The organism is Croceibacterium selenioxidans (assembly GCF_018599195.1).
GTDB classification, from domain to species: domain Bacteria; phylum Pseudomonadota; class Alphaproteobacteria; order Sphingomonadales; family Sphingomonadaceae; genus Croceibacterium_A; species Croceibacterium_A selenioxidans.
The window spans coordinates 92930-113724 of record NZ_JAHFVK010000002.1; the positions used below are offsets into that span (position 1 = coordinate 92930).

Here is a 20795-nt window from a genome sequence, read left to right on the forward strand (position 1 = left end):
AATTAGTAGTCGTGGCTCACCACGCCGGCGAGGCTGCCGCGTCCGATCGTGTTGATGGTCGCGAGGAGCGATAGCCAGTTCGTCAGGCGGAACTCGAGCGAGGTCGCGTTGTAGCCCTGGCCATCGGTGACGATCTCTCCATAGAAGCGCCGGCCGATGTTCTTCCCGAGCGCGATCGAGGTGCCCCGGTTCATCGCCGGATCGGCCGCGACGATGCGCAGCCTGTCGAGCCCGATCGACTTGCGTAGCTGGTTGATCGGATCCATCCCGCCCCCGCCCTGCAGAGAGGCGAGCGCCGCACCTAGCTGCAAGGCGTCGGTGGCCGAAAGGTTGGTGATCGAATCCCCGAACAACAGCCGCGATAGAAGCTCTTCCTCAGGCAGGGCCGGGACCGAGTTGAACGCGATCTCCGGCCGGCTGGCGTTACCCTTGATGGTCACCGTCACGGCCAGGTTGTCGACATTGGTCTCCGCGATGATGTCGATCAGGGGATCGATCGGGCCGTTCACGTCAAAATCGATTACGCCGCGGGTCAGTTCGAAGCGATTGCCGGCGAACGAGTAGAACCCTTGCCGCGGCACCACTCGCGCCACGCCCCCGATGCGCGGATCCTCGGTCGTGCCCCGCAGCTGGATATTGGCGCTCCATTCGCTGTCGAGTCCCATGCTGTCGACCTCGATTCCGCCGGGTGCGTTCACGTCGATCAGGAAGCGCCAAGGGGCTCCAGGCGCCGCGGTCATGCGGCGATCGGGCGGGAAGTTGATCTCTCGCGTGGTAATGTTGGGTAGCCGTTCGGTCGATTCCGCGGCGCCAAAGGCCCAGCGAGCCTCTTCGGCGTGGAGCCGCCCGGCGATGGTCCCGCCCACGCCGTTGGAGACGATTCTCATCGGCCCGGTGATCGTTGCGCCCATGTTCGGCAGGTTGACTACTTCTGCCCGTCGCATCGCCAGCCGCACGTCGATCTGCGGGCCGCGCGAGGCGGAAATCCGCGCGAGGTCGACATAGCCGCTGCCGCTGACTGCGCCGCCGTTCGGTGCGGTGCCGGAGAAGCTCGTGAGCTGGAGCCGCGGGCCCGAAAAGCGTCCACGCGCGCGGACGTTACGGATGTCGGACCCCGTCAGGGCGACCTGGATCCGCAGATCGTCACCGGCTAGCGAGCCGCGCAACTGCGGATCACCCAGTGTCCCGGTCACATCCGCCGCCACCTGGATCGTGCCGGTAAGGTCGAGCAGTTCGATCGTCGACAGGCGCCAGAGCGCATCGGCGGGGCCGTTGTAGCGCAGCTGAGCGAACAGATCGCCGTTGTAGAGCCGCTCGTTCAGGCTTCCAGTCTCGGGCAGGTTCGCAATGCGCCCTTGCAGCCGGCCCCGCGTCTCGCCGTCTTCCTTTACCACAGCCCGGGTCTGCAACATCGTCGGAGACAGCCGCGCTACCAGCGCAAGATCGATCGGGCGCGAGGACAGCACCAGGCCCGAGCGCGTAAGGTTGTCGACCATGACCCGCATCTCGCCGGTCGGCACGCCATTAGGGCCGCTAGCGAAGTCGATAATGCCCGAGGCGGTTCCGCCTAGCCCGAGCTCAGTACCGGCCAGATCGATCACCGACAGCGGCATGTCGGCGACCGCGAGCCGGCCCTGCATCGGTTCGGTGCCGCCGAAGTGCCCTTCGACGATCGCAAAGCCCCGGCCGAAGCTGAGCTGTGTCTGTTGCAAGTCCCAGCCGCCGTTGCGCGAGGCGATCAGCACCGCCCGGCGCGGCATGGTGATGTCGCGGCCGGCGTAATTGCCGCGAGCTGCAACCATGATCCGCTCCGGCGACACGCTACCGGTCATCTGCAGGTCGAACCGGCGATCGCGACGGCCGGTGATCGCCGCGTCGAACTGGCCCTGGCCGTTCACGATTTCCGCCCGCGCTCCGAGCCGGCCAATGAACAGCGTGCCGTAGCTTATGCCCGCAGCGTGCACGGTGCCGTTCACCGTCCAGCTTCCATTACCGACCACGCCGCTCGCCTGGATGTTCGCCTGGTTGATCGAGATCGGCGTTGCGCCGGAGAAGCTGGCGTTGTTGGCCGCCAGATTGACATCGAAGCCCTGTCCGCCGTTCCGCGGAGCCAGGGCAAGCGTACCGTCTAGCCCGCCCCCCATTAGCGTGAGATCGCCGCTCACCCCTGCGGAGCCGAGTGCGAGTGTACCGGCGAGCGTAGTCTGGGCGACGGTGAAGTGCTCGATACCGATCTGCGTCGGGCCTCGCGCCGGCATCACCAGGTTCAGCAGGCCGTCGAACGGGCCGAGCGTCGACTGACCCTCGGTCTCGATGCGAAAACCGTTGGGCGTTGGCGCCAGGGCGACACGAACGTCCTTCAATCCAGCGGGCGGGAACGGATTGGCGAAGACCAATGTCGCGTGCGGACCATCGCCTTCAAGCCGCGCCTCGACAGTGAACGGCCCGTACTCGACGTGCCGGCCGTTACCGGCAATCGTCGTCCTTCCATTTTCGACGCGTCCATCGAGCGTGATCGTGAGCTTGCTGGCCGTCAGAGTAGTTCGGTCGAAATCGATCGGGCGTCCGGCCCCGAGCTGCACCCCACCGCTGAAGCGAATGTTGGTGCCGGCGATGTTGGCCAGCGTGGCGTTGGTCACGCGCGGCATTCGCCCGGTGAAGTTGGCCGCCAGGCGCCACGGCACGCCGTTGCCGATGGAGAAGCGGATCTGCGCGCCGGCGTCGATCGTGCCGAGGTTCTGCAGCGTCACGCCGCGCGCTTCGACCGGTCCCGCGAGGGCATAGCCGCCCCGCGCGATGTCGCCGCGCAAGGTGAGGTCCGCCGACAAGCCGGGGAAGCGCAACGTGAGATTGTCGGACCTGAGGTCGCTTCCTGCGAGAGTCATCGTCCCTCGAAGAGTGCCGTTGACCAAGCGCGGGTCGATCATGGCATTGCCGCTGGTGATCCGCTTGACCGAGGCATCGAGGGGCAACGTCCAGCGGGTTCCGTCGTAAGTCACGATGCCGTTCTGGGCGAGCCCGGAGAAGACGGTGCCGCCTAGGTCCATCTTGCCCACGCGCAGTTCGAGCGGTGCGGCGAGCGGCCGGAAGGGTCCATCGAACGTCGCCACCGCCGTCGCATCGTCGAGCGTCAAGCCGGGGCCGAACAGTTGCGAGTCGAGCAAGGCAGCGCTCACGCGCAACTGGTCGAACTCGTTCTCGCCGAGGTCTATGGCGCCTTCACCGTCCAGGCTCACGCCCCGCCCGCGCAAGGCCAGGCTGCCGTCCAACACGCTGTTCTCCAGCGTGCCGACCGCGGCCAGCGAAACCACTTCGCCCAGCGCGGCAGCAGGCAGACCGGTGACAAAGCCGCCCGGCCGCGCCTGGCCGACAACCTTGTAGCGGCCGCTATGGTTGTGAATGCGCAGCGCCGTGACGATGTCGTCGCCGTGATTGACCACGAACGCACCCGTCCACGCGGCCCAGGTACCGTCACCGACTATCCGTGCCCGCACATCCTCCTCTGCCCCCACCAGAGTCGCGAGCAGGCCGCCCGCCGGTGCGCGGTAGTCGAGGTCGAGATCGAAGCGGTTCCCGTCGGGCGCGGCATCCACGAGCAGCTTGAACTTGTCCCCGCCCCCGAGCTCTCCGTCGGAATTGAGCAGGACGCGCCCGTTACGTATGTCGGCCCGGGCTCGAAAATCGACGGTTCGCTCCTCGCCCATCAGCCCTTTGACCACCTTCAGGTCGTCGATGACGAAGCGGTCGACACGTATGTTGAAATTGGGGAGGATCGGCGCATCCGGATCGCCCGGGACCAGCTTGGGCACTGCAGAGAGCGTGCCGCGATGCAGCACGAGATGGCGCACGTCGAGGCCGCTGAACAGAAAGCGATGCGGCCGCCAGTTGAGGTCGACTTCGGGCACCTGCAGGAAGAGGGTGCCGTTGGCGTCGCGGAACTTCACGTCGTAGAGCGTGGAGCTCCACAGGACCGAACCTTCTATTCGCCCCACCTCGATCCGCAGGCCGGAGGCGGGGGCCACGCGCGACAAGCGATCGACGATGAACTGCCGGCCCGAACCTGTGTGGAGCCAGGCAATGGCGATGGCCAGCAACAGCAGCAAGACCAGGACGCCGCCGAATAGCCAGCGCGCCACCCGCACGAACCAGTTCCTGCGCCGCCCCGAAACGGGCTCGGGCGCTTCGTCGGGAAGGATCTCGCCGTCGCTCATCAGAACGACTGCCCCAACGCCACGTAGACGCCGATCCAGCCATCGTTCGGCCCGGGGTTGAGCGGCGTGGCAACGTCGATCCTCAACGGTCCGAAGCCGGTATTGTAGCGCACGCCCACACCTACGCCGACCTTGATCTCGTCGAAGCTGGGAACGGAGTCCTCGCCCACCGTGCCAGCATCGATGAACGGCACCACACCAAGGGCCCCATCGAACAATCCGGTTTGGATCCGCGCCTCGGCGGACAGTTCTAGCAGCGAGCGGCCGCCGCTCGGATCGCCTTCGCTGTTGCGTGGTCCGATCCCGCGATAGTCGTAGCCGCGAACCGACCCACCGCCGCCCGCATAGAGCCGCCGCGACGGGGCGATGGCCGAAAGCGGCGCGCCCGGAATACTCGCAACGCGCACCCTGCCCGCCAACACCAGGTTCTCGCTTGTCTGCAAGTAGTACGTGGCGTCCACCTGGCCTCGGAGATAGTAGCTCTCCACGCCATTGGTGCGCGAGGTCTCGGGCGACATCCTCACCCCGACGCGGTAGCCCTTTCGCGGATCCAGAAGGTCATCCGAAGCGTCGAACTGCGCGAACAGCGGAACCGCCGCGATGAAGAAGGTCTCAGGCGGGCCCAGGTCGCCGTTCGCATCCTTCTCCTGCTCGCGCGTGGCGACAAGCTCGAGACCGGCCGAATAGCTGAACGGCTTCTGGAACAGGAGCGTGCTGATGCGCTCGAAAGTCCCGATCAGCGATACCGTCTCCGCTTCGTAGGCGTCATAGTCCTGGGTGCTGGCGTAGGCATCGACAGTCAGGATGCGGTCGCGGCCGCCGAAATTGTTCTTGCGGAACGTGAGCCCGGCGAACTGCTCTCGCGTGCCCAATATGCCGCGAACGCGCAGCATGCCTTCGGGCGGGAACAGGTTGCGGTGTTCCCACGCGCCTTCGACCTTGAAACCTTCGCCGCTGCCGTAGCCGATCCGCCCCGATATCGTGCGCAGCTTGGCGGGGGTCATGTCCACGGCGATGTCGACGGTGCCCGGCTCGCCGTTGGCAGGCGCGGCCGTCTCCACCGGGGTCATGGTCACACTGCCGACGAGACCGGTCGCCAGGATCGCGCGCCGCAAGTCGAGTTCCAGGCTGCGCTGGTAAATGTCGCCGGGCTCGAATCGGGCGATGTCGGCCAAGTGCTTGCCCGACATCAGACGCGGAACGTTGCTGGTGACGGTGCCGAAGCGGTACTTCCCGCCGGGGGTTACCAACATCGTCAGGTCGCCTTCAGTCCGCGCGTGGTCGACCAGCAGTTCCGGATCCTTGATCGCGGCGAAGGGATATCCGCCCTCGCCCAGGGCTTCGTCCAGGTCGAAGCGCTCCTCGACGATCTTGTCGGACAGCAGCGGATCGCCGGTCACGATCTCGAAGGCGCCGCGCAGCATGGGATAGTCGGTTCCGGCCTGGGCCAGGTTACCGAGATCGATCGCGCCAAAGCTGTACTGGGTACCGGGCGCGATCTCGAAGCGAACCGTGGGACGGCTCTCGGCCTTTTCCGCACCCGGCTCGATGTCGCCGATCGAACGCAGGACCACGGCGTCGTAGTAACCGTAGATCCGGAGCAGGCGGTTCAGCAGCGCTTCGTCCTCGCGGGCCTGGGCGGCGAGGCGACCCACGTTGTTGTCGTCGTCAAGGCGCTCGATCGTCGAGAGCGCGTCGAACCGCTCAACGAATTCCTTGCGCTCTGGGAACAGCATCGGGTCGGCGGGGAACACCAACACGACCTCGGAGGAAATGCGTTCCTCCAGCCCCATGGCCACTTGCGTGCTGTCTTTGTTGAGTTCGGGGAGCAGATCGGAAAAGTCCGCGAACTGGATGTCCTCTTCCGGTTCGAGCGGGGCGATTTCGACGGGCTCCACGTCGTCCGGCCACGGGACATCGACCAGCGGCATTTCGGCCAGAGGGGAGTCAGCCTGGAGTTCGGGCAGCTCTTCGACCACCGTCTCTTCCGGCGGAACGCCCTGCTGCGCCCACGCTTCCGGGTTCGCGACTGCCTCGTCGGGAATGAGCGTTTGGAGCTCGGGACTGGCGGTCTGGCCCAGTGCCGGCGAACAGATCAGCGATGCAGATGCAGCAAGACCCGTCAGCGCCCGGCGTAGACCGTGGCCTTCCTTATGCGAGCTTGTACTGGTCCTGGCCGCCAGGCGTACCATCCTTGCTGCCGCCTTCCACGCATTCGGCATCTTCGCGCCGTGATGTGGCGACAGCGTCGATGAGGGCTGATTGCTCGCTTTCGGAGAAACGCAGCCAACCCGCTGGTCCGAGACGTTCGAGCGGGCGGTAGCGGATCTTGTACTGCATCCGCTGCGATCCTTCGACCCAATAGCCGAGGTACACGTAAACGAGGCCTTCTTCCTTCGCGCGGCGAATGTGATCGAGGATAATGTAGTTACCAAGCCCCGTCCGTGCCTCATGTTCCGGGTCGTAGAAGCTGTATATCATCGACAACCCGTCCCCTTGCCGGTCCGTCAGGCAGGCGCCGATCAAGCGGCCTTGCCCTCCGTCCGGCGAAGGTTCCCTGTATTCAATGATAAAGCTGGAAACCGCCGTATGTTCCACCATGTCGGCGTAATCGACTTCATCCATCGTCGCCATGCCGCCGCCGGGGTGCCGGCTGGCGAGATAGCGTTGTAGCAATTCGAACTGTTCGGACGTAGCCCAGGGGCGGCATTCGGTGATGATCAGGTCATCGTTGACGCGCAAGTTGCGGCGCTGCGCATTCGAAGCTTCGAATTCCTGCGCCACTACCCGAACCGACACGCACGCCTGACAATCCAGGCAGCTTGGCCGATAAGCGACGGTCTGACTGCGGCGGAAGCCAATGCGGCCAAGGGCATCGTTGAGCGCTTCGGCGTGCGGGCCCTTGAGCTCGGTGAAGACCTTACGCTCGGTCTTGCCGGGCAGGTACGGGCACGGCGCAGGGCTCGTGACAAAGAACCTGGGAAAGCGAACTGGGGCCGTCACAACAGACGCGGTCCTCTTCCAAGCAAGGGTTGCGGGCAGCTGCAGGGGATTATGATCTGCAACAGATTCGCAAGGAAGACCATTAACCACAAAATTCGGTGGAATGCAGGACAAATGTGTCCGGCTACCTGCTTTGAGGGATCGTCCGCCCCGATATGGGTCAGTTCAGCTCGACATGGCTAACGGAATAGCCACGCGCCTGTAGCGCGCCGACCAGCTTGTCGAGCTGCTCGCGGTCCCGGGCTTCGCATTCGATGTCGGTGACGAGGCCCTTGGCCGGCAGATTGGTAAAGATCCGCTGGTGGTAAATCTCGAGAATGTTAACGTGATGCGCGTCGAATTCCTGCATCACCTTGAGCAGCGCACCCGGCCGATCCTGCAGCGAAATCCGCAGCCGCGCCAAGCGACCCGAGCGGGCGAGATCGCGCAGCAAAACGTTGGCGAGCAGGCGCGTGTCGATATTTCCGCCGCACAGGACGAGGCCGACTTTCTTGCCGGCAAACCTCTCGCGATGGGCGAGTACCGCCGCAAGGCCAGCGGCGCCCGCGCCTTCGACGACTGTCTTTTCGATCTGCAGCAACAGGGCGACGGCCTGCTCCAGGTCGGATTCCTTCACGAGAACGATGTCGTCCACGACCTTCTCGATGATCCGCGAGGTGAAGGTACCAGGCTCCTTGACCGCGATACCTTCCGCCAGCGTATCGCCGCCGCATTCGAGCTCCTCGCCCTTGAAGCGGCTGTAGGCTGACGGATAGAGTTCCGCCTGCACGCCGATCACCTCGACCGGCGGCACTTGGGCCTTGGCGACCGTGCCCATGCCGGAGATCAGCCCGCCGCCGCCGATCGGCACGACCAGCGTCTCGATCTCGGGCGCATCGGCGAGCAGTTCCAGCGCCACCGTGCCCTGCCCCGCCGCCACGTTCGGTTCGTCGAACGGATGGACGAAAGTCAGCCCGAGCTGCTTTTCCATGCTCCGCGCATAGGCATTGGCTTCGTCGAAGGTCTCGCCTTCGAGCACCACATGGCCGCCGACGCTCTCGGTCTGCATGACCTTCACCGTGGGCGTGGTGCGCGGCATGACGATCGTCACCGGCACGCCGAGACGCGAGCCGTGGTACGAGAGGCCCTGGGAGTGGTTACCGGCCGAGGCCGCGATGACGCCGCGTGCGCGCTGCTCCGGATCCATCAGCAGCAGGGCGTTGAGGGCCCCGCGCTCCTTGTAGGCGGCGGTGAATTGTTGGTTTTCGAACTTCAGCCAGATCTCGGCGCCGGTAATCTTCGACAGCGTCTTGCTGTGCATGGTCGGCGTGCGCACGACCGCACCAGCGATCCGTTCGGCTGCAGCGCGTACATCGGCGATATCGAGGTTCGCCTCGAGAGTTCCCGTCCCGGTCATAGGGGGCGGGCCCTAACCGAATTTCGGCGCCATGGGAACGCCACCTGCGGCAAAGATTGCTTTGCGCCTGCGAAGTCGGCACTTGGGCGGCCATGAGCAAGCGCATCGCTTTCCTCGGCCTCGGCGTCATGGGCGCGCCGATGGCGGGGCACCTCGCACGGGCGGGCCACCGCGTCACCGTCTACAACCGTACCGCTTCCAGGGCGGAGGCATGGGTTGAGCAGCACAAGGCCGAGCGGTTGGACGTCGATCTCGCCCCGACGCCGGTGGAAGCCGCAACCGGGCAGGACGCGGTTCTCACGTGCGTCGGCAACGACGACGACCTCGCGGAAGTCGTGCTTGAGGGGCAAGGCGTGCTGGCGGCGATGACGGAGGGCACGCTGTTCGTCGATCACACCACCGTCTCGCCGGCCATGGCCCGCAAGATTGCAGAAGCCGCGGCTGACCGCGGCGTGCTAGCGCTCGATGCTCCGGTGTCGGGCGGTCAGGCGGGGGCAGAGAGCGGCAAGCTCTCGATCATGTGCGGTGGCTCTGCACAAGCGATGAACGCGGCCCGTCCGATCATCGAAAGCTATGCCGCCCGCATGGTCCATATCGGTGAGGCCGGAGCCGGCCAGGCGACCAAGGCCGTCAACCAGATCTGTATAGCGGGCGTTCTCGGCGGTCTCTCAGAAGCCCTGCGCTTTGCCCAGACGGCCGACCTCGATCTGGAGAAGGTGCTCGATGCCATTTCCGGCGGCGCGGCGCAGAGCTGGCAGATGGTCAACCGCTGGCCTACCATGGCGAAGGACGAGTTCGACTTCGGCTTCGCGATCGACTGGATGCGCAAGGACCTCGCTATCGCGCTGGCAGAGGCCGAAGCGCACGGGCAGACTTTGCCGGTCACCGCGCAGGTCGACCGCTTCTATGCCGAGGTTCAGGCGATGGGCGGTGGCAGGCAGGACACCAGTGCACTGGTGCGGCATCTGCCGAAAGCCGGCGCATGATCGCTCGCCTGCTTGCCGCCGTCGCCCTGGCGGCGCTGCCCGCCGCTGCGCTGGCCGACACCCTGGTCGACAACATCAACGGCCTCTCAGTCGACCGCGACGGCAAGGTCACGCACTTCTCGGCCATGGTGATCGACGACCGCGGCCGAATTTCTCAGGTGATCGGCAACGGCGAGCGACCTCCGCAAAATATCGACTATCGCGAGAACGGGCGCGGCCGGACCGTCATCCCGGGCATGATCGATGCCCACGTCCACGTGATGGCACTCGGACTTGCCCAGTTAACGGTCGACCTCTCTGACACGCGATCGCTGGCCGAAGCCCAGGCGAAAATCGCCGCCTACGCGGCCGCGAATCCCGAGCGCCCCTGGATCGTCGGCCGCGGCTGGAACCAAGAGCAATGGGGTCTGGGCCGCTTCCCGACCGCCGCCGAACTCGACGCCGCCGTTTCCGACCGGCCGGTCTGGCTCGAGCGTGTCGACGGCCACGCGGGGTGGGCCAACAGCGTCGCCATCAGCGTGTCCGGTGTTACCGCCGCCACCGCCGACCCCGCTGGCGGACGAGTCGAGCGTCTGCCAGGCGGCAAGCAACCCGCCGGGGTTTTCGTGGACGCCGCGATGGATCTCGTCGGCAAGAACGTGCCCCCGCCCCGCGCCACCGACCGTGACGTGGCGTTGCACAAAGCGCAGGAGTTGCTGGTCCGGAACGGAGTCACAGCCGTCGCCGACATGGGCACGAGCATCGAGGACTGGATGACCTTCCGCCGCGCCGGCGACGAGGGACGGCTGCGCGTCCGCATCATGGCTTACGCCAGCAGCGTACCGGATATGGTGCTGATCGGCGGTTCTGGACCCACCCAATGGCTGTACGAGGACAGGCTCCGGCTCAACGGCCTCAAGCTCTATCTCGACGGCGCGCTCGGCTCGCGCGGGGCGATGTTGAAGGCGCCCTATGCCGACGATCCCGCGAACAAGGGGTTACCGGTGATCAACGGTACCCAGTTGCGCAACAACATGAGCCGCGCGGCGATGGACGACTACCAGGTCGCGATCCACGCGATCGGCGACGCCGCCAACGCCGAGGCGCTGGACGCGATCGAGGAACTCTCCGCGGACTATACCGGCGACCGGCGCTGGCGCATCGAGCATGCGCAGATAGTCGATCCGGCGGATATCCCGCGCTTCGGACAGCACGGCGTGATCGCCTCGATGCAGCCTGTTCACCAGACCTCCGACCGGCTCATGGCCGAAGCGCGGCTGGGGCCGGATCGGCTGGCAGGCGCTTATGCCTGGCGCTCGCTGCATGATGCCGGGGCTCCCCTGGCTTTCGGCTCCGACGCCCCTGTAGAGGCGCCCGAGCCCTTCGTCGGAATAGCCGCGGCAATCACTCGCGAGGACGCCCAAGGCCAACCGCCCGGTGGCTGGCACCCGGAGCAGCGCCTCACCCGCGAGGAGGCGCTCGCCGCCTACACATCAGGCGCGGCCTATGCCGGCTTTGCCGAGGGCCGCTTCGGCAGGCTGGCTGCCGGCGAGCGCGCAGACTTCCTGGTGCTGGATACCGACCCGCTGACGGCCGACCCGAGCGACCTCAGAAACGTCCGCGTGCTCGAAACCTGGATCGGCGGTGAGAAGGTCTACGACGCCAGTCCGGAAGAGAGGCGGTCCGTGGAAGGGCCGGGACGGTAGCGCTCGATCCTCCCCGAGTAAGCTCGGAGGGTTTCAGCCGCCTGTGGGCGTCTCGGCTGTCTCTTCAACCGCCGCAGCCCGCGCCGCTGCTTCAGCCGCTTCCTGAGCCGCCTCTTCGGCCTCGGCCTTGGCCTTTTCCTCGGCGATCTTGGCTTCGGACTTCATAAGGAACAGCGAACCCTCGAACAGCAGCATCAGCGGGATCGCCAGGATCAATTGCGAAATCACGTCCGGCGGAGTGACCACGGCGGCAACGATGAAGATGCCGACGATCACATAGCGCCGCCCCTTGGTCAGTTGTTCCTTGGTCAACAGGCCCGCCCGGTTGAGCAGCAACAGGAGCACGGGGAGCAGGAAGCTGATTCCGAACGCCAGCAGAAAGTGCATCACGAGGCTCAGGAAGTCGCCCATCGCGGGCAAGGCTTCGACCGGGATGCCGTTGGCGGTTTCGCCCTGGAACCCTAGGAACCAGGTGAACGCCGTCGGCATGACCACGAAGTAAGCCAGCGAAGCGCCCATCGCGAACAGCACCGGGGTGGCGATCAGGAAGGGCAAGAAAGCTTTCTTCTCTCGCGCGTAGAGCCCCGGCGCAACGAACTGCCAGAGCTGGTTGGCGATGATCGGGAAGCTCAGGAAGAACCCGCCGAACAGCGCCACCTTGATGTCGACGAAGAACGCCTCGTAGAGCTTGGTGTAGATCAGCTTGCCCTCGCCAGCTGGGAAGGCCTGGGCGAGTGGACGGACCAGTATCCCAAAGATGTCCTTGGCGAAGTAGAGGCAGATTCCGAAGCCGACCGCCAGCGCGAGCACACAACGGACTAGCCGATTACGCAGCTCGATCAGGTGATCGAGGAGCGGAGCCTGGGTTTCGTCGATATCCTTAACCTTGAGCATCGTTCGGGAACCTAGGCTGCAGGCGGCTGAGCGGGCGCGTCGGTGGGCTTTTCAGGCGCAGCTTCGGCCACACGCGCTTCGGCCGATGCCGCCTGGACCGCCGGTGAGGGATAAGCCCCGGTCGGCTCCGCCTCGGGCGGAGCGTCGGCCGGATGCTCGCGCATGATCTTGGCGTTCTGTTCGCGCCACTTCTCTTCCATTTCCTGCATCTCCGCCTCGCGGATCATGGCTTCGAGGCCGGTGCGGAAATGGCCGGAGACCTTGCGCATCTTGCCCATCCAGCGGCCGGCAGTGCGCAGCGCCAAGGGTAGATCCTTGGGGCCGATGACGATCACCGCGACGACGACGATCAGCAGTAATTCGTCTGGACCGATATCAAACATGGGCTGTGTGTAATCTTAGACTAGTGAGTTGGTATCAGCCCGCGGTCTTGTCCGCAGGCTGGGGTTCGACGGCCGCTTCGGCAGAAAGCGCCTCTTGGTTCTGTCCTTCGGCGGCTGGCGGATTAGCCGCCGCAGGGCTCGCGTCATCCTCGCTTACTCCCTGGCGGAAGCTCTTCACGCCCTTGCCGAAATCACCCATCATCTCGCTGATCCTGCCACGGCCAAACAACACGAGTATGACAAGCGCGATTATCAGGATCTGAAACAGACCGATACTCACTGGAATTCTCCGAGTGGCTTCACGCCCGAGTCTAGGCGCTTTCCTGCGGGTTTTCCAGCGCGGTGGCATCCTCGGGCGGTCCGTCGTTGCCGCCTGTCGGCTCGTCGCGAGCCTTTTCAGTCATTTCGTCATAAGCATCGTCGACCGGATCGAGCAGCCCCGCCGCCTTCAGCTCATCGATTCCCGGCAGATCGCGGCGGCTCTTGAGGCCGAAGTGGCTAAGGAATTCTGGGGTCGTCGCATAGATCACCGGGCGACCCGGCACCTCGCGCCTTCCGGCAACTCGCACCCAGCCCGCCTCCATCAACACGTCGAGCGTGCCCCCACTGGTCTGGACCCCGCGGATCGATTCGATTTCAGCGCGGCTCACCGGTTCGTGATAGGCGACGATCGCGAGCACTTCGGTGGCGGCGCGGCTCAGCTTGCGGACCTGCTCCCGCTCGCGCCGCAGCAGATGGGCAAGGTCAGGCGCGGTCTGGAAGTGCCAGCGCTTCCCTCGCTCGACCAGCTGGATGCCGCGCGCGCGGTAATGGCCCTGCAATTCGTCGAGCGCCGCCCGCACGTCCGCACCGCCAAGATGCGCCGACAGGGCTTCCACCGTCATCGGCTCCTCGGCCGCGAACAGCGTCGCCTCGACAGCGCGAAGAAGCTCGTCAGCCGGTTCCATCAGACTGCCACTCGCCGCAAGTGGAGCGGACCGAAAGTGTCCTCCTGCCGGATTTCCGCCTTGCCCAACCGCGCCAGCTCCAGCGCGGCGACGAAGCTGGAGGCCAGCGCCGAGCGCTTGAGCCGCGGATCGGCGTGGGCAGGCAAAAAGTCTCGCAACTCCATCCAATCGAGCTTCACGCCCAACATGGCCGCGACACGGTTGAGCGCAGAATCGAGCGTCATCACCGGCCGTTCGCGCACCATGTGCACGACGGGCTCCGTCCGCGCCTTGATCTGGGCATAAGCGGAGACGAGCTGATACCAGTCGCACTGCCAGGCATTCTTGCGGTCGACCCGAAGCCCCTCGGGAGCGCCGCGCAGGAAAACGTCGCGATCGATCCGGTCGCGCGCCAGCAACCGCGCCGCCGCCTCGCGCATCGCGCCCAACCGCTGCAACCGCAATTGCAGCTTGAGCGCGAGTTCTTCGGGGCTTGGCTCCTCCTGTTCTTCCTTGGGCAGCAGGAGGGCCGACTTGAGGTAGGCCAGCCAGGCCGCCATCACGAGATAATCGGCGGCAATCTCCAGCTTCAACGCCTCGGCCCGGGAGATATAGGCCAGATATTGATCGACCAGCGCCAGGATGGAGATCGCCTTGAGGTCGACCTTCTGCCGCCGCGCGAGGTCGAGCAGCAGGTCGAGCGGACCGGCCCATCCGTCGAGCTCCAGGTAAAGCGCCTCTTCCCCATTTGGCGTACCGCCCGGACCTTCCCAATCGTCCCCCGGATCGGCCGGCGTTTCGAACAGGAGGCCGTCTTCGGTCATGCCAGGTTTCTCGCCAGGTCGAGCAGGCTGTCGCGCTTGGCGATGAGATGGGCGCGCTCGGAGCCCTCGCGCCCAACATGGGCGCTGTTGAGCGCCGCTGCGAGACGATCGGCCGCTTCGCTCGAAAGCGCCGGGAGGCGCTCGGCGATGCCGGTCATGTCGCCCATCTTGGCCCAGCAGTTCAGTACCACGTCGCACCCCGCGGCAAGGGCCCGCTCAGCGCGCTCCGGCACGGTGCCGTCGAGCGCTTCCATGTCGATGTCGTCGGTCAGCAGCAGGCCGGTGAAGCCGATCCGCTTGCGGATGATCTCGTTGATCACGAACGGAGACGTGGTGCCCGGATTGGTGCGGTCCCACGCCAGATAGCGAACGTGAGCGGTCATGCCGATGGGGGCGTTGGCGAGCGTGCGGAACGGTTCGATGTCCGTCTCCAGCTCCGCCTCGCTGGCCTCAACCGTCGGAAGCTCCTTGTGGCTGTCGGCCCCTGCGCGGCCATGGCCGGGCATGTGCTTGACGCAGCCCGTCACGCCGCCGCGCGCCAAGCCGTCGAGTACGGCCCGGCCGAGCGCCGCCACCTGCATCGGCTCGTTGCCAAGCGCACGGTCACCGATCACGTCATGTGCCTCCGGCTGCCGGACGTCGAGCAACGGCAGGTAGTCAACAGTGACCCCAACTTCGGCCAGGTCCAGCGCCAGCGCCTGGGCGTTGGCCCGCGCCGCCTCGATGGCACTGGCAGGCGCGACCTGCCACAGGCGGGCAAAAGCCTCTCCCGGCGGGAACGCCTCCCACTCCGGAGGCTTCATCCGTGCCACGCGGCCGCCTTCCTGGTCGATCGAGATCAGCAGCCGATCGCGGCCATGGAGCGAGCGGAGATCGTCAGTCAGCGCAAGCAACTGCGCCCGGTCGGCGACATTGCGTCCGAACAGGATGTAGCCAACAGGATCCGCCTCACGAAAGAAGGCGCGTTCGTCATCGGTAAGCGTGATACCTGACAAGCCGAAGATGGCGGGCGTCATAGCGCGAAAGTCGCAGGAAAGCGCTGCACGGGCAAGATTACTTCACTCCAGCGGTGTGGACAGAGTCAGCGCGATGCGAAGAGTCTGATCCAGTCTCCCAGCGCGACGAGGTAGCGGCCGAGATAATCCGCCGTCGCCGTATCGACCAGGTTCCCTTCCGCATCGAACTTCTCGTGCGCCTTGAACACCAGAAGCTCCGGCTGGGGCATGCAATAGGAATTGGTGAACTCAAACGCCTGTCGAAGCTGGCTCTGGCCCCGGGCCGTCCCGGTGATCCCCGGCGATGCGCCGATGATGCCGACAGGCTTGCCACCCAGCGGCGCGCTGCCCGGCGGGCGGGAAGCCCAGTCGATGGCGTTTTTGGTGACGCCGGGAACGCCGTGGTTGTACTCAGGCGTGGCGATCAGGAGGCCATCGGACTGAGCTATCGCCTGCTTGAACGCGGCCACCGCCGGCGGATTGCCTTCTGCCTCGACGTCGCCGTTGTAGAGCGGCACTTCGATGATGTCGAAGATCTCGATCCGCATCCCCTGCGGCGCCCGTTCCTGCGCCGCGCGTAGCAGGGAGCGGTTGAACGATCCCGCCCGCAAGCTGCCTGCAAATGCCAGAACGCGAACTTCGTCACCCATGCGCGGCTCCACCCTGAGAAAGGAAAGTATGAATGTTGGACACGACTTGCGCGCCGTCTCCGGCCGCCGCCGCGACACGCTTGACCGAGCCCGAGCGAACGTCCCCCACGGCGAAGATACCATGGCGGCTGCATTCGAGCGGGAGGCGCGAAGGCGCGGCACTCTCGCCGGTCACGACGAATCCCCGCGGGTCTAGTGTGATGCCGGTGCCCGAAAGCCAGTCAGTGTTGGGCTCGGCCCCGATGAACAGGAAGAGTTCGCGAATGCCGAGTGGCGTGGTTACCTCCTCGCCCCGCCGCCTCCACTCGATCCCGTGAAGCGCACTGCCCTCGCCTTCGAGCGCCACAACCTCGGCGCCTTCGATCACCTCGATATTCTTCTGCGCGGCGATTCGGTCGATCAGGTAGCGCGACATCGTGTCGGCCAGTGGCCGGCGAGCGATGACCGTGACGTGGCTGGCATAGCCCGAGAGGAACACTGCGGCCTGCCCCGCGGAGTTGCCCCCGCCCACCAGCGCGACGGGTTGCCGCGCGCAGAGCCGCGCCTCAAGCGGCGACGCCCAGTAATGCACCGAGGCGCCTTCGTAGCGTTCGAGCCCTTCGACAGGGAGGCGCCGGTATTTCGCTCCTGTGGCGATCACCACCGCCCGGGCGCGAGTCCGTTCGTCATTGGCCAGTGTGAGAGTGTGCCAACCCCCGTCGCCCTCCACCGGACATTCCAGCCGCAAGGCCTCGTCCGGGATGGCCATTTCAACGCCGAACTTCTGCGCCTGATTGTAAGCTCGCGCCATCAACGCCATGCCCGAGATGCCCGTCGGGAAGCCGAGGAAGTTCTCGATCCGCGCCGAAGCTCCGGCCTGTCCGCCGAACGCGCGGCAGTCGAGGGCCAGCACTTCAAGCCCCTCGGACGCCGCATAGACCGCGGCCGCCAGACCCGCGGGCCCGGCGCCGACGATGGCAACGTCGTAGACCCGCTCCGGATCGATCGCCCCGACCAGCCCCAGGCAGCGGGCGAGTGCGCTTTCCGACGGATTGCGCAAGAGGGCACCGCTCGGACAGAGCACGATCGGCAGTTCTTCCGGCGTGACTTCGAACTGGGCGATCAAGGTCCGCGCGCAGTTGTCGGTCTCCGAATCAAGATAGGTCATCGGATGCCCGTTGCGCGACAGGAACCCCTGCAGACGCAAGACGTCGGCATGTTCCTTCGGCCCAATGATAACCGGCCCACCCCCGCCGGACTCGATCAGACCCACGCGGCGCAAGATCAGCGCCCGCATGATCTTCTGGCCCAGATCGGCCTCGGCGATGAGCATGGCGCGCAAGGACTGAGGAGAGATCAGCAGGACTTCGACATCGCTCAGCGCCACCGCGTCGACCAGCGAGGGCCTGCCCGACAATTGCGCCAACTCGCCGAGGAACCCGCCCGCCTCGTGCACTACGATGGGCAGGTTGGGTCCCTTATGTTGCCGCTGGCTGACCTCGACCGAACCACGGAGTACGACGCGAAGCCCTATTCCGGGATCACCCACGCGAGCGAGATACTCCCCGGCCGCATAGCTGTGCGGCTCCCCGAACCGGCCGAGCCGTTCGACCTCGCCGGGATCGAGGAGCGGGAACATCTGGTCGAACCGGGCATCCCTGGTCGGAGATGCAAGCTGGCTGGGCTCCAGAATATGCAGTGAGTCACTCATGCCAGTACGCTCCTCGACCGACGCGATCGCTGGGCATCATAGGCAGACGATCAAGGAAAGAAAGCGGCCTTGGAGCCCCTTTTGTGCCCTCCTGGCGGCGACACGGGCTTTGGCGACATTCCCTTGACATTACGAACCATATCGGTTACCGGCCCCGCCGTCAGAATGCCACTGACACCAGCGACGGGTGCGGGAGCGGTTAGCGCTTCGCTTCTCTCTCCCGCGCAAGGCCGGCGCCCTTCCGACATCGTCAGAGGGTGTCCGTAGGATACGGGGATGACAACCGCTGGCGGGACCTGCGAGCCCTAACCGCCAGCGCCTCCGGTCCGACAGGGCCGAGCAGCGAGGTTGGCCGCAGCCCTCGCCGCCGTTCGCCTCCCATGCTCGCGCAAGGCAATCCTGTGACGCCCAGGACGCGCCGGCCTTTGCCCGTCCGCGACTTTGGTCTTCCCGGCGTTAGGCCCGCACTCGCCCGCGGGTGGTTGGCTGTGCCTGCGCCCCTCCCGCAAGCGGGAGGGGGGATACCTCCAAATCCTCCCCCAGCTCGATCGGGGAAGGGGACCGCCGACGCAGTCGGGGTGGAGGGGCCCGGGCACATTGCCAGCCCCTCCACCCTCCGCTGCGCAGAGGGTCTCCCCATGAGGCTGCGCCTCACAGGGAGAATTAGAATTTCGCGCTAGCGTTTGACCTGGCAATCCCCGCCCTGCGCCTTGAGCGCGCGGCACAGCGTGTCGGCCTCTTCGACACTGCCGGCGACGGCCTGCAGGCGGAAGATCGTGCCGCTGTCGGCTATGCCCTGAACCACCCGATGGTTGCGGCCCTGCAGGGAATCGAAACGTCCCGACAGGGTGTTCCACCCGGCTTCTGCCTGTTCCTTGGTCGAATAGGCCCCTACCTGAACGCCAACCCCCCGCGCCGTGGCCACAGGGGCGTCCTCGCCATCGGCGTCTGCCTGCTCACGATCGATGCTCGGCGCCGCGACTTCGCCGCTGCCGGCAATCCGGCCGTCGATCTCCTTGCCTTCGGCAACCTTGAAGCTGGTATCGCCGGTGCCTTCGACTTGCAGCCCGCCCGGATTGTCCGGGCGGGTCTTGTAAGGTGCATCCGGCGCTTCGATCACGCTGCCGTCGGCGACCAGCTCCCGGCCCGAATCGTCGCGCAGGGCCCACCACACGGCGCCAAGAAGCAGCACGATGACCAACAGTCCCGCCGCCGCGAACACCGCGACGCGGCTGGTATCGACCCCGGCCGGGTCAAAGTCGTCGTCCGACTCGAGCCAGGGCAGCCGCTCGTCACCGTCGGCGAAAGCGAGTTCCGCCTCTACGCTTTCGGCTCCGTCAGCCGGGTTTCCGAATTCGTCCCCGCGCCCCATTCCCGCCATGGGCATGATCACAACTCCTCGACGGCTTGCACTCCGAGAAGAGCCAGGCCGTTGCGGATAACCTGCCCGATTTGCGCGGCGAGGAAAAGCCTCGCAGCCGTAAGCTCGCGATCCTGCGTCAGGATGATACGTTTTGCCGGGTCGTCATTGCCCAGATTCCAGAACGCGTGGAATTCGGCGGCGAGGTCATAAAGATAGAACGCAATCCGGTGCGGCTCGCGCGCCTTGGCCGCGGCTTCGACCTCACGCGGGAACTGCGCCGCGAACTTGACCAGCGCCAACTCGTCTTCGCCCAACCGGGCCAGTGCATCGGCCGAGGGCACGATCCCTTCGGCTCCCGCCTTCCGCAAGGTCGAGTGAATGCGAGCATGCGCGTACTGCACGTAGAAGACCGGGTTGTCCTTGCTCGCCTCGACCACCTTGGCGAAGTCGAAGTCCATCTGCGCTTCGGGCTTGCGCGTCAGCATGGTGAAGCGGACCACGTCCTTGCCCACTTCCTCGACCATGTCGGCAATGGTGATGAAGGTGCCCGACCGCTTCGACATCTTCACCGGTTCACCGCCACGCAAGAGCTGGACCATCTGAACCAGCTTGACGTCGAACGGGATTGGCTTGCCCTCCCCCTCGGACAAGGCTGCGACCGCAGCCTTGATGCGCTTGACGGTGCCCGAGTGGTCGGCGCCCCAGATGTCGATCAGTTCGTCGGCGCCCTGCGCCTTCTGCATGTGGTAGGCGAGGTCGGCGCCGAAGTAGGTCCAGTTGCCGTCGCTCTTGCGGATCGGACGATCCTGATCGTCGCCGAAACGGGTCGAGCGGAACAGCGGCAGTTCGACCGGCTCCCAGTCCTCGACTGTCTTGCCCTTGGGGGCTTCGAGCTGGCCATCGAACACCAGGTCGTGCTGCCGCAGCCAGGCTTCGGCTTGCTCCGGCTTCTTGGCCGCCTGCAGTTCGGCCTCCGACGAGAAGACGTCGTGATGGATGCCGAGCAGGGCCAGGTCGGCGCGGATCATCTCCATCATCGCGACAACCGCGCGCTGGCGGAACATGTCCAGCCACTCGCTCTCCGGTGCCGCTACGTAGGCCGGGCCGAATTCCTGGGCCAGGCGTTCGCCGATAGGCTTGAGGTAGTCGCCGGGATAATATCCCGCGGGAATCTCGCCGATGTCCTCGCCCAGGGCCTCGCGGTAGCGCAGATGCGCCGAACGGGCGAGCGTCTGAACCTGCGCGCCGGCGTCGTTGACGTAGTATTCGCGCACGACCCGGTGTCCGGCAAACTCGAGCAGGGCCGCCAGGGCATCGCCGACAACGGCGCCGCGGCAGTGGCCCATGTGCATCGGACCGGTGGGGTTGGCGGAGACGTATTCGACGTTGACCGTCCGCCCCGCTCCCATCGTCGAGCGCCCGTAGTCGGCCCCCAGCTCCGCAATCGCGTGGAGCTCGCTCAGCCAGTTGGCCGGAGCAAGGCGCAGGTTGATAAAGCCCGGGCCGGCGATTTCGGCGCTAGTCACCAGCGGATCGCCGGTCAGCTTTGCCACGATGTGTTCGGCCAGCGCGCGCGGGTTGGTCTTCGCTTCCTTGGCCAGCACCATGGCGGCGTTGGTGGCGAGATCGCCGTGCGACGGATCGCGCGGCGGCTCCACGCTCACCGATCCGCGGGTGGCATGGGGCGGCAGCACCGCCTCCTTCTCGAGCGCGGCAAGGGCTGCATCGATCTTGGCCGCGAAGGCGGCGTACAGGGTGTGCGACTGGTCCATGGGCCGCGCCGTTAGCC

The 20795-nt window shown here is 65.9% G+C and carries 16 protein-coding genes; 2 read left to right on the plus strand and 14 right to left on the minus strand.

The window, feature by feature from the left end:
* Positions 1-2: 2 nt before the first annotated feature.
* The 4 genes from KK137_RS09335 to KK137_RS09350 all read right to left on the minus strand — a co-directional run bounded on the left by KK137_RS09335 (position 3) and on the right by KK137_RS09350 (position 8610).
* Positions 3-4211: a translocation/assembly module TamB domain-containing protein gene (locus KK137_RS09335; protein ID WP_214536174.1), complete on the minus strand. Its 4209-nt coding sequence runs from the start codon at positions 4209-4211 to the stop codon at positions 3-5.
* Positions 4211-6403 carry an autotransporter assembly complex protein TamA gene (locus KK137_RS09340; protein ID WP_214536175.1) on the minus strand — a complete coding sequence of 731 codons (2193 nt, stop codon included), beginning with the start codon at positions 6401-6403 and terminating at the stop codon, positions 4211-4213. The genes KK137_RS09335 and KK137_RS09340 overlap by 1 nt, the downstream gene beginning before the upstream one ends.
* Positions 6363-7214, minus strand: a complete 852-nt coding sequence (locus KK137_RS09345) for an arginyltransferase (protein ID WP_214536176.1) — start codon at positions 7212-7214, stop codon at positions 6363-6365. Before KK137_RS09345 ends, KK137_RS09340 begins: the two co-directional genes overlap by 41 nt.
* A 160-nt stretch (positions 7215-7374) precedes the next feature.
* Positions 7375-8610, minus strand: a complete 1236-nt coding sequence (locus tag KK137_RS09350) for a threonine ammonia-lyase (protein WP_214536177.1) — start codon at positions 8608-8610, stop codon at positions 7375-7377.
* 92 nt (positions 8611-8702) lie between these two features.
* On the opposite strand from KK137_RS09350, the gene KK137_RS09355 reads away from it, so the two are divergent.
* Positions 8703-9596 (plus strand): NAD(P)-dependent oxidoreductase, encoded by an 894-nt coding sequence (locus KK137_RS09355; RefSeq protein ID WP_214536178.1) that lies wholly within the window; start codon positions 8703-8705, stop codon positions 9594-9596.
* On the plus strand, positions 9593-11281 hold the full coding sequence (locus KK137_RS09360) for an amidohydrolase (RefSeq protein WP_214536179.1): 1689 nt from the start codon (positions 9593-9595) through the stop codon (positions 11279-11281). The genes KK137_RS09355 and KK137_RS09360 overlap by 4 nt, the downstream gene beginning before the upstream one ends.
* Positions 11282-11314: 33 nt before the next feature.
* Here KK137_RS09360 and tatC read toward each other — a convergent pair whose 3' ends face one another.
* From tatC to argS, 10 genes are all read right to left on the minus strand, one after another.
* Entirely contained in the window at positions 11315-12175 is an 861-nt protein-coding gene (gene tatC, locus KK137_RS09365) for a twin-arginine translocase subunit TatC (protein ID WP_214536180.1), read from the minus strand.
* An 11-nt stretch (positions 12176-12186) separates the two neighbouring features.
* Positions 12187-12558, minus strand: a complete 372-nt coding sequence (gene tatB / locus KK137_RS09370; RefSeq protein ID WP_214536181.1) for a Sec-independent protein translocase protein TatB — start codon at positions 12556-12558, stop codon at positions 12187-12189.
* 34 nt (positions 12559-12592) lie between these two features.
* Complete coding sequence (gene tatA / locus KK137_RS09375; protein WP_338028033.1) at positions 12593-12838, minus strand: twin-arginine translocase TatA/TatE family subunit; 246 nt, start codon at positions 12836-12838, stop codon at positions 12593-12595.
* 31 nt (positions 12839-12869) lie between these two features.
* Positions 12870-13505, minus strand: a complete 636-nt coding sequence (scpB, locus tag KK137_RS09380) for an SMC-Scp complex subunit ScpB (RefSeq protein WP_214536183.1) — start codon at positions 13503-13505, stop codon at positions 12870-12872.
* Positions 13505-14308, minus strand: coding sequence for a segregation and condensation protein A (locus KK137_RS09385; RefSeq protein WP_214536184.1), 804 nt, complete (start codon positions 14306-14308; stop codon positions 13505-13507). Before KK137_RS09385 ends, scpB begins: the two co-directional genes overlap by 1 nt.
* A complete protein-coding gene (nagZ, locus tag KK137_RS09390; protein WP_214536185.1) occupies positions 14305-15324 on the minus strand; it encodes a beta-N-acetylhexosaminidase in 1020 nt (339 codons plus the stop codon). The genes KK137_RS09385 and nagZ overlap by 4 nt, the downstream gene beginning before the upstream one ends.
* Positions 15325-15389: 65 nt before the next feature.
* Entirely contained in the window at positions 15390-15953 is a 564-nt protein-coding gene (locus KK137_RS09395) for an NADPH-dependent FMN reductase (protein WP_214536186.1), read from the minus strand.
* Entirely contained in the window at positions 15946-17643 is a 1698-nt protein-coding gene (locus KK137_RS09400) for an FAD-dependent oxidoreductase (RefSeq protein ID WP_214536187.1), read from the minus strand. The genes KK137_RS09395 and KK137_RS09400 overlap by 8 nt, the downstream gene beginning before the upstream one ends.
* 676 nt (positions 17644-18319) lie before the next feature.
* Positions 18320-19030, minus strand: coding sequence for an SPOR domain-containing protein (locus KK137_RS09405; RefSeq protein ID WP_214536188.1), 711 nt, complete (start codon positions 19028-19030; stop codon positions 18320-18322).
* A 2-nt stretch (positions 19031-19032) separates the two neighbouring features.
* Positions 19033-20778 (minus strand): arginine--tRNA ligase, encoded by a 1746-nt coding sequence (gene argS / locus KK137_RS09410; RefSeq protein WP_214536189.1) that lies wholly within the window; start codon positions 20776-20778, stop codon positions 19033-19035.
* Positions 20779-20795 lie beyond the last annotated feature (17 nt).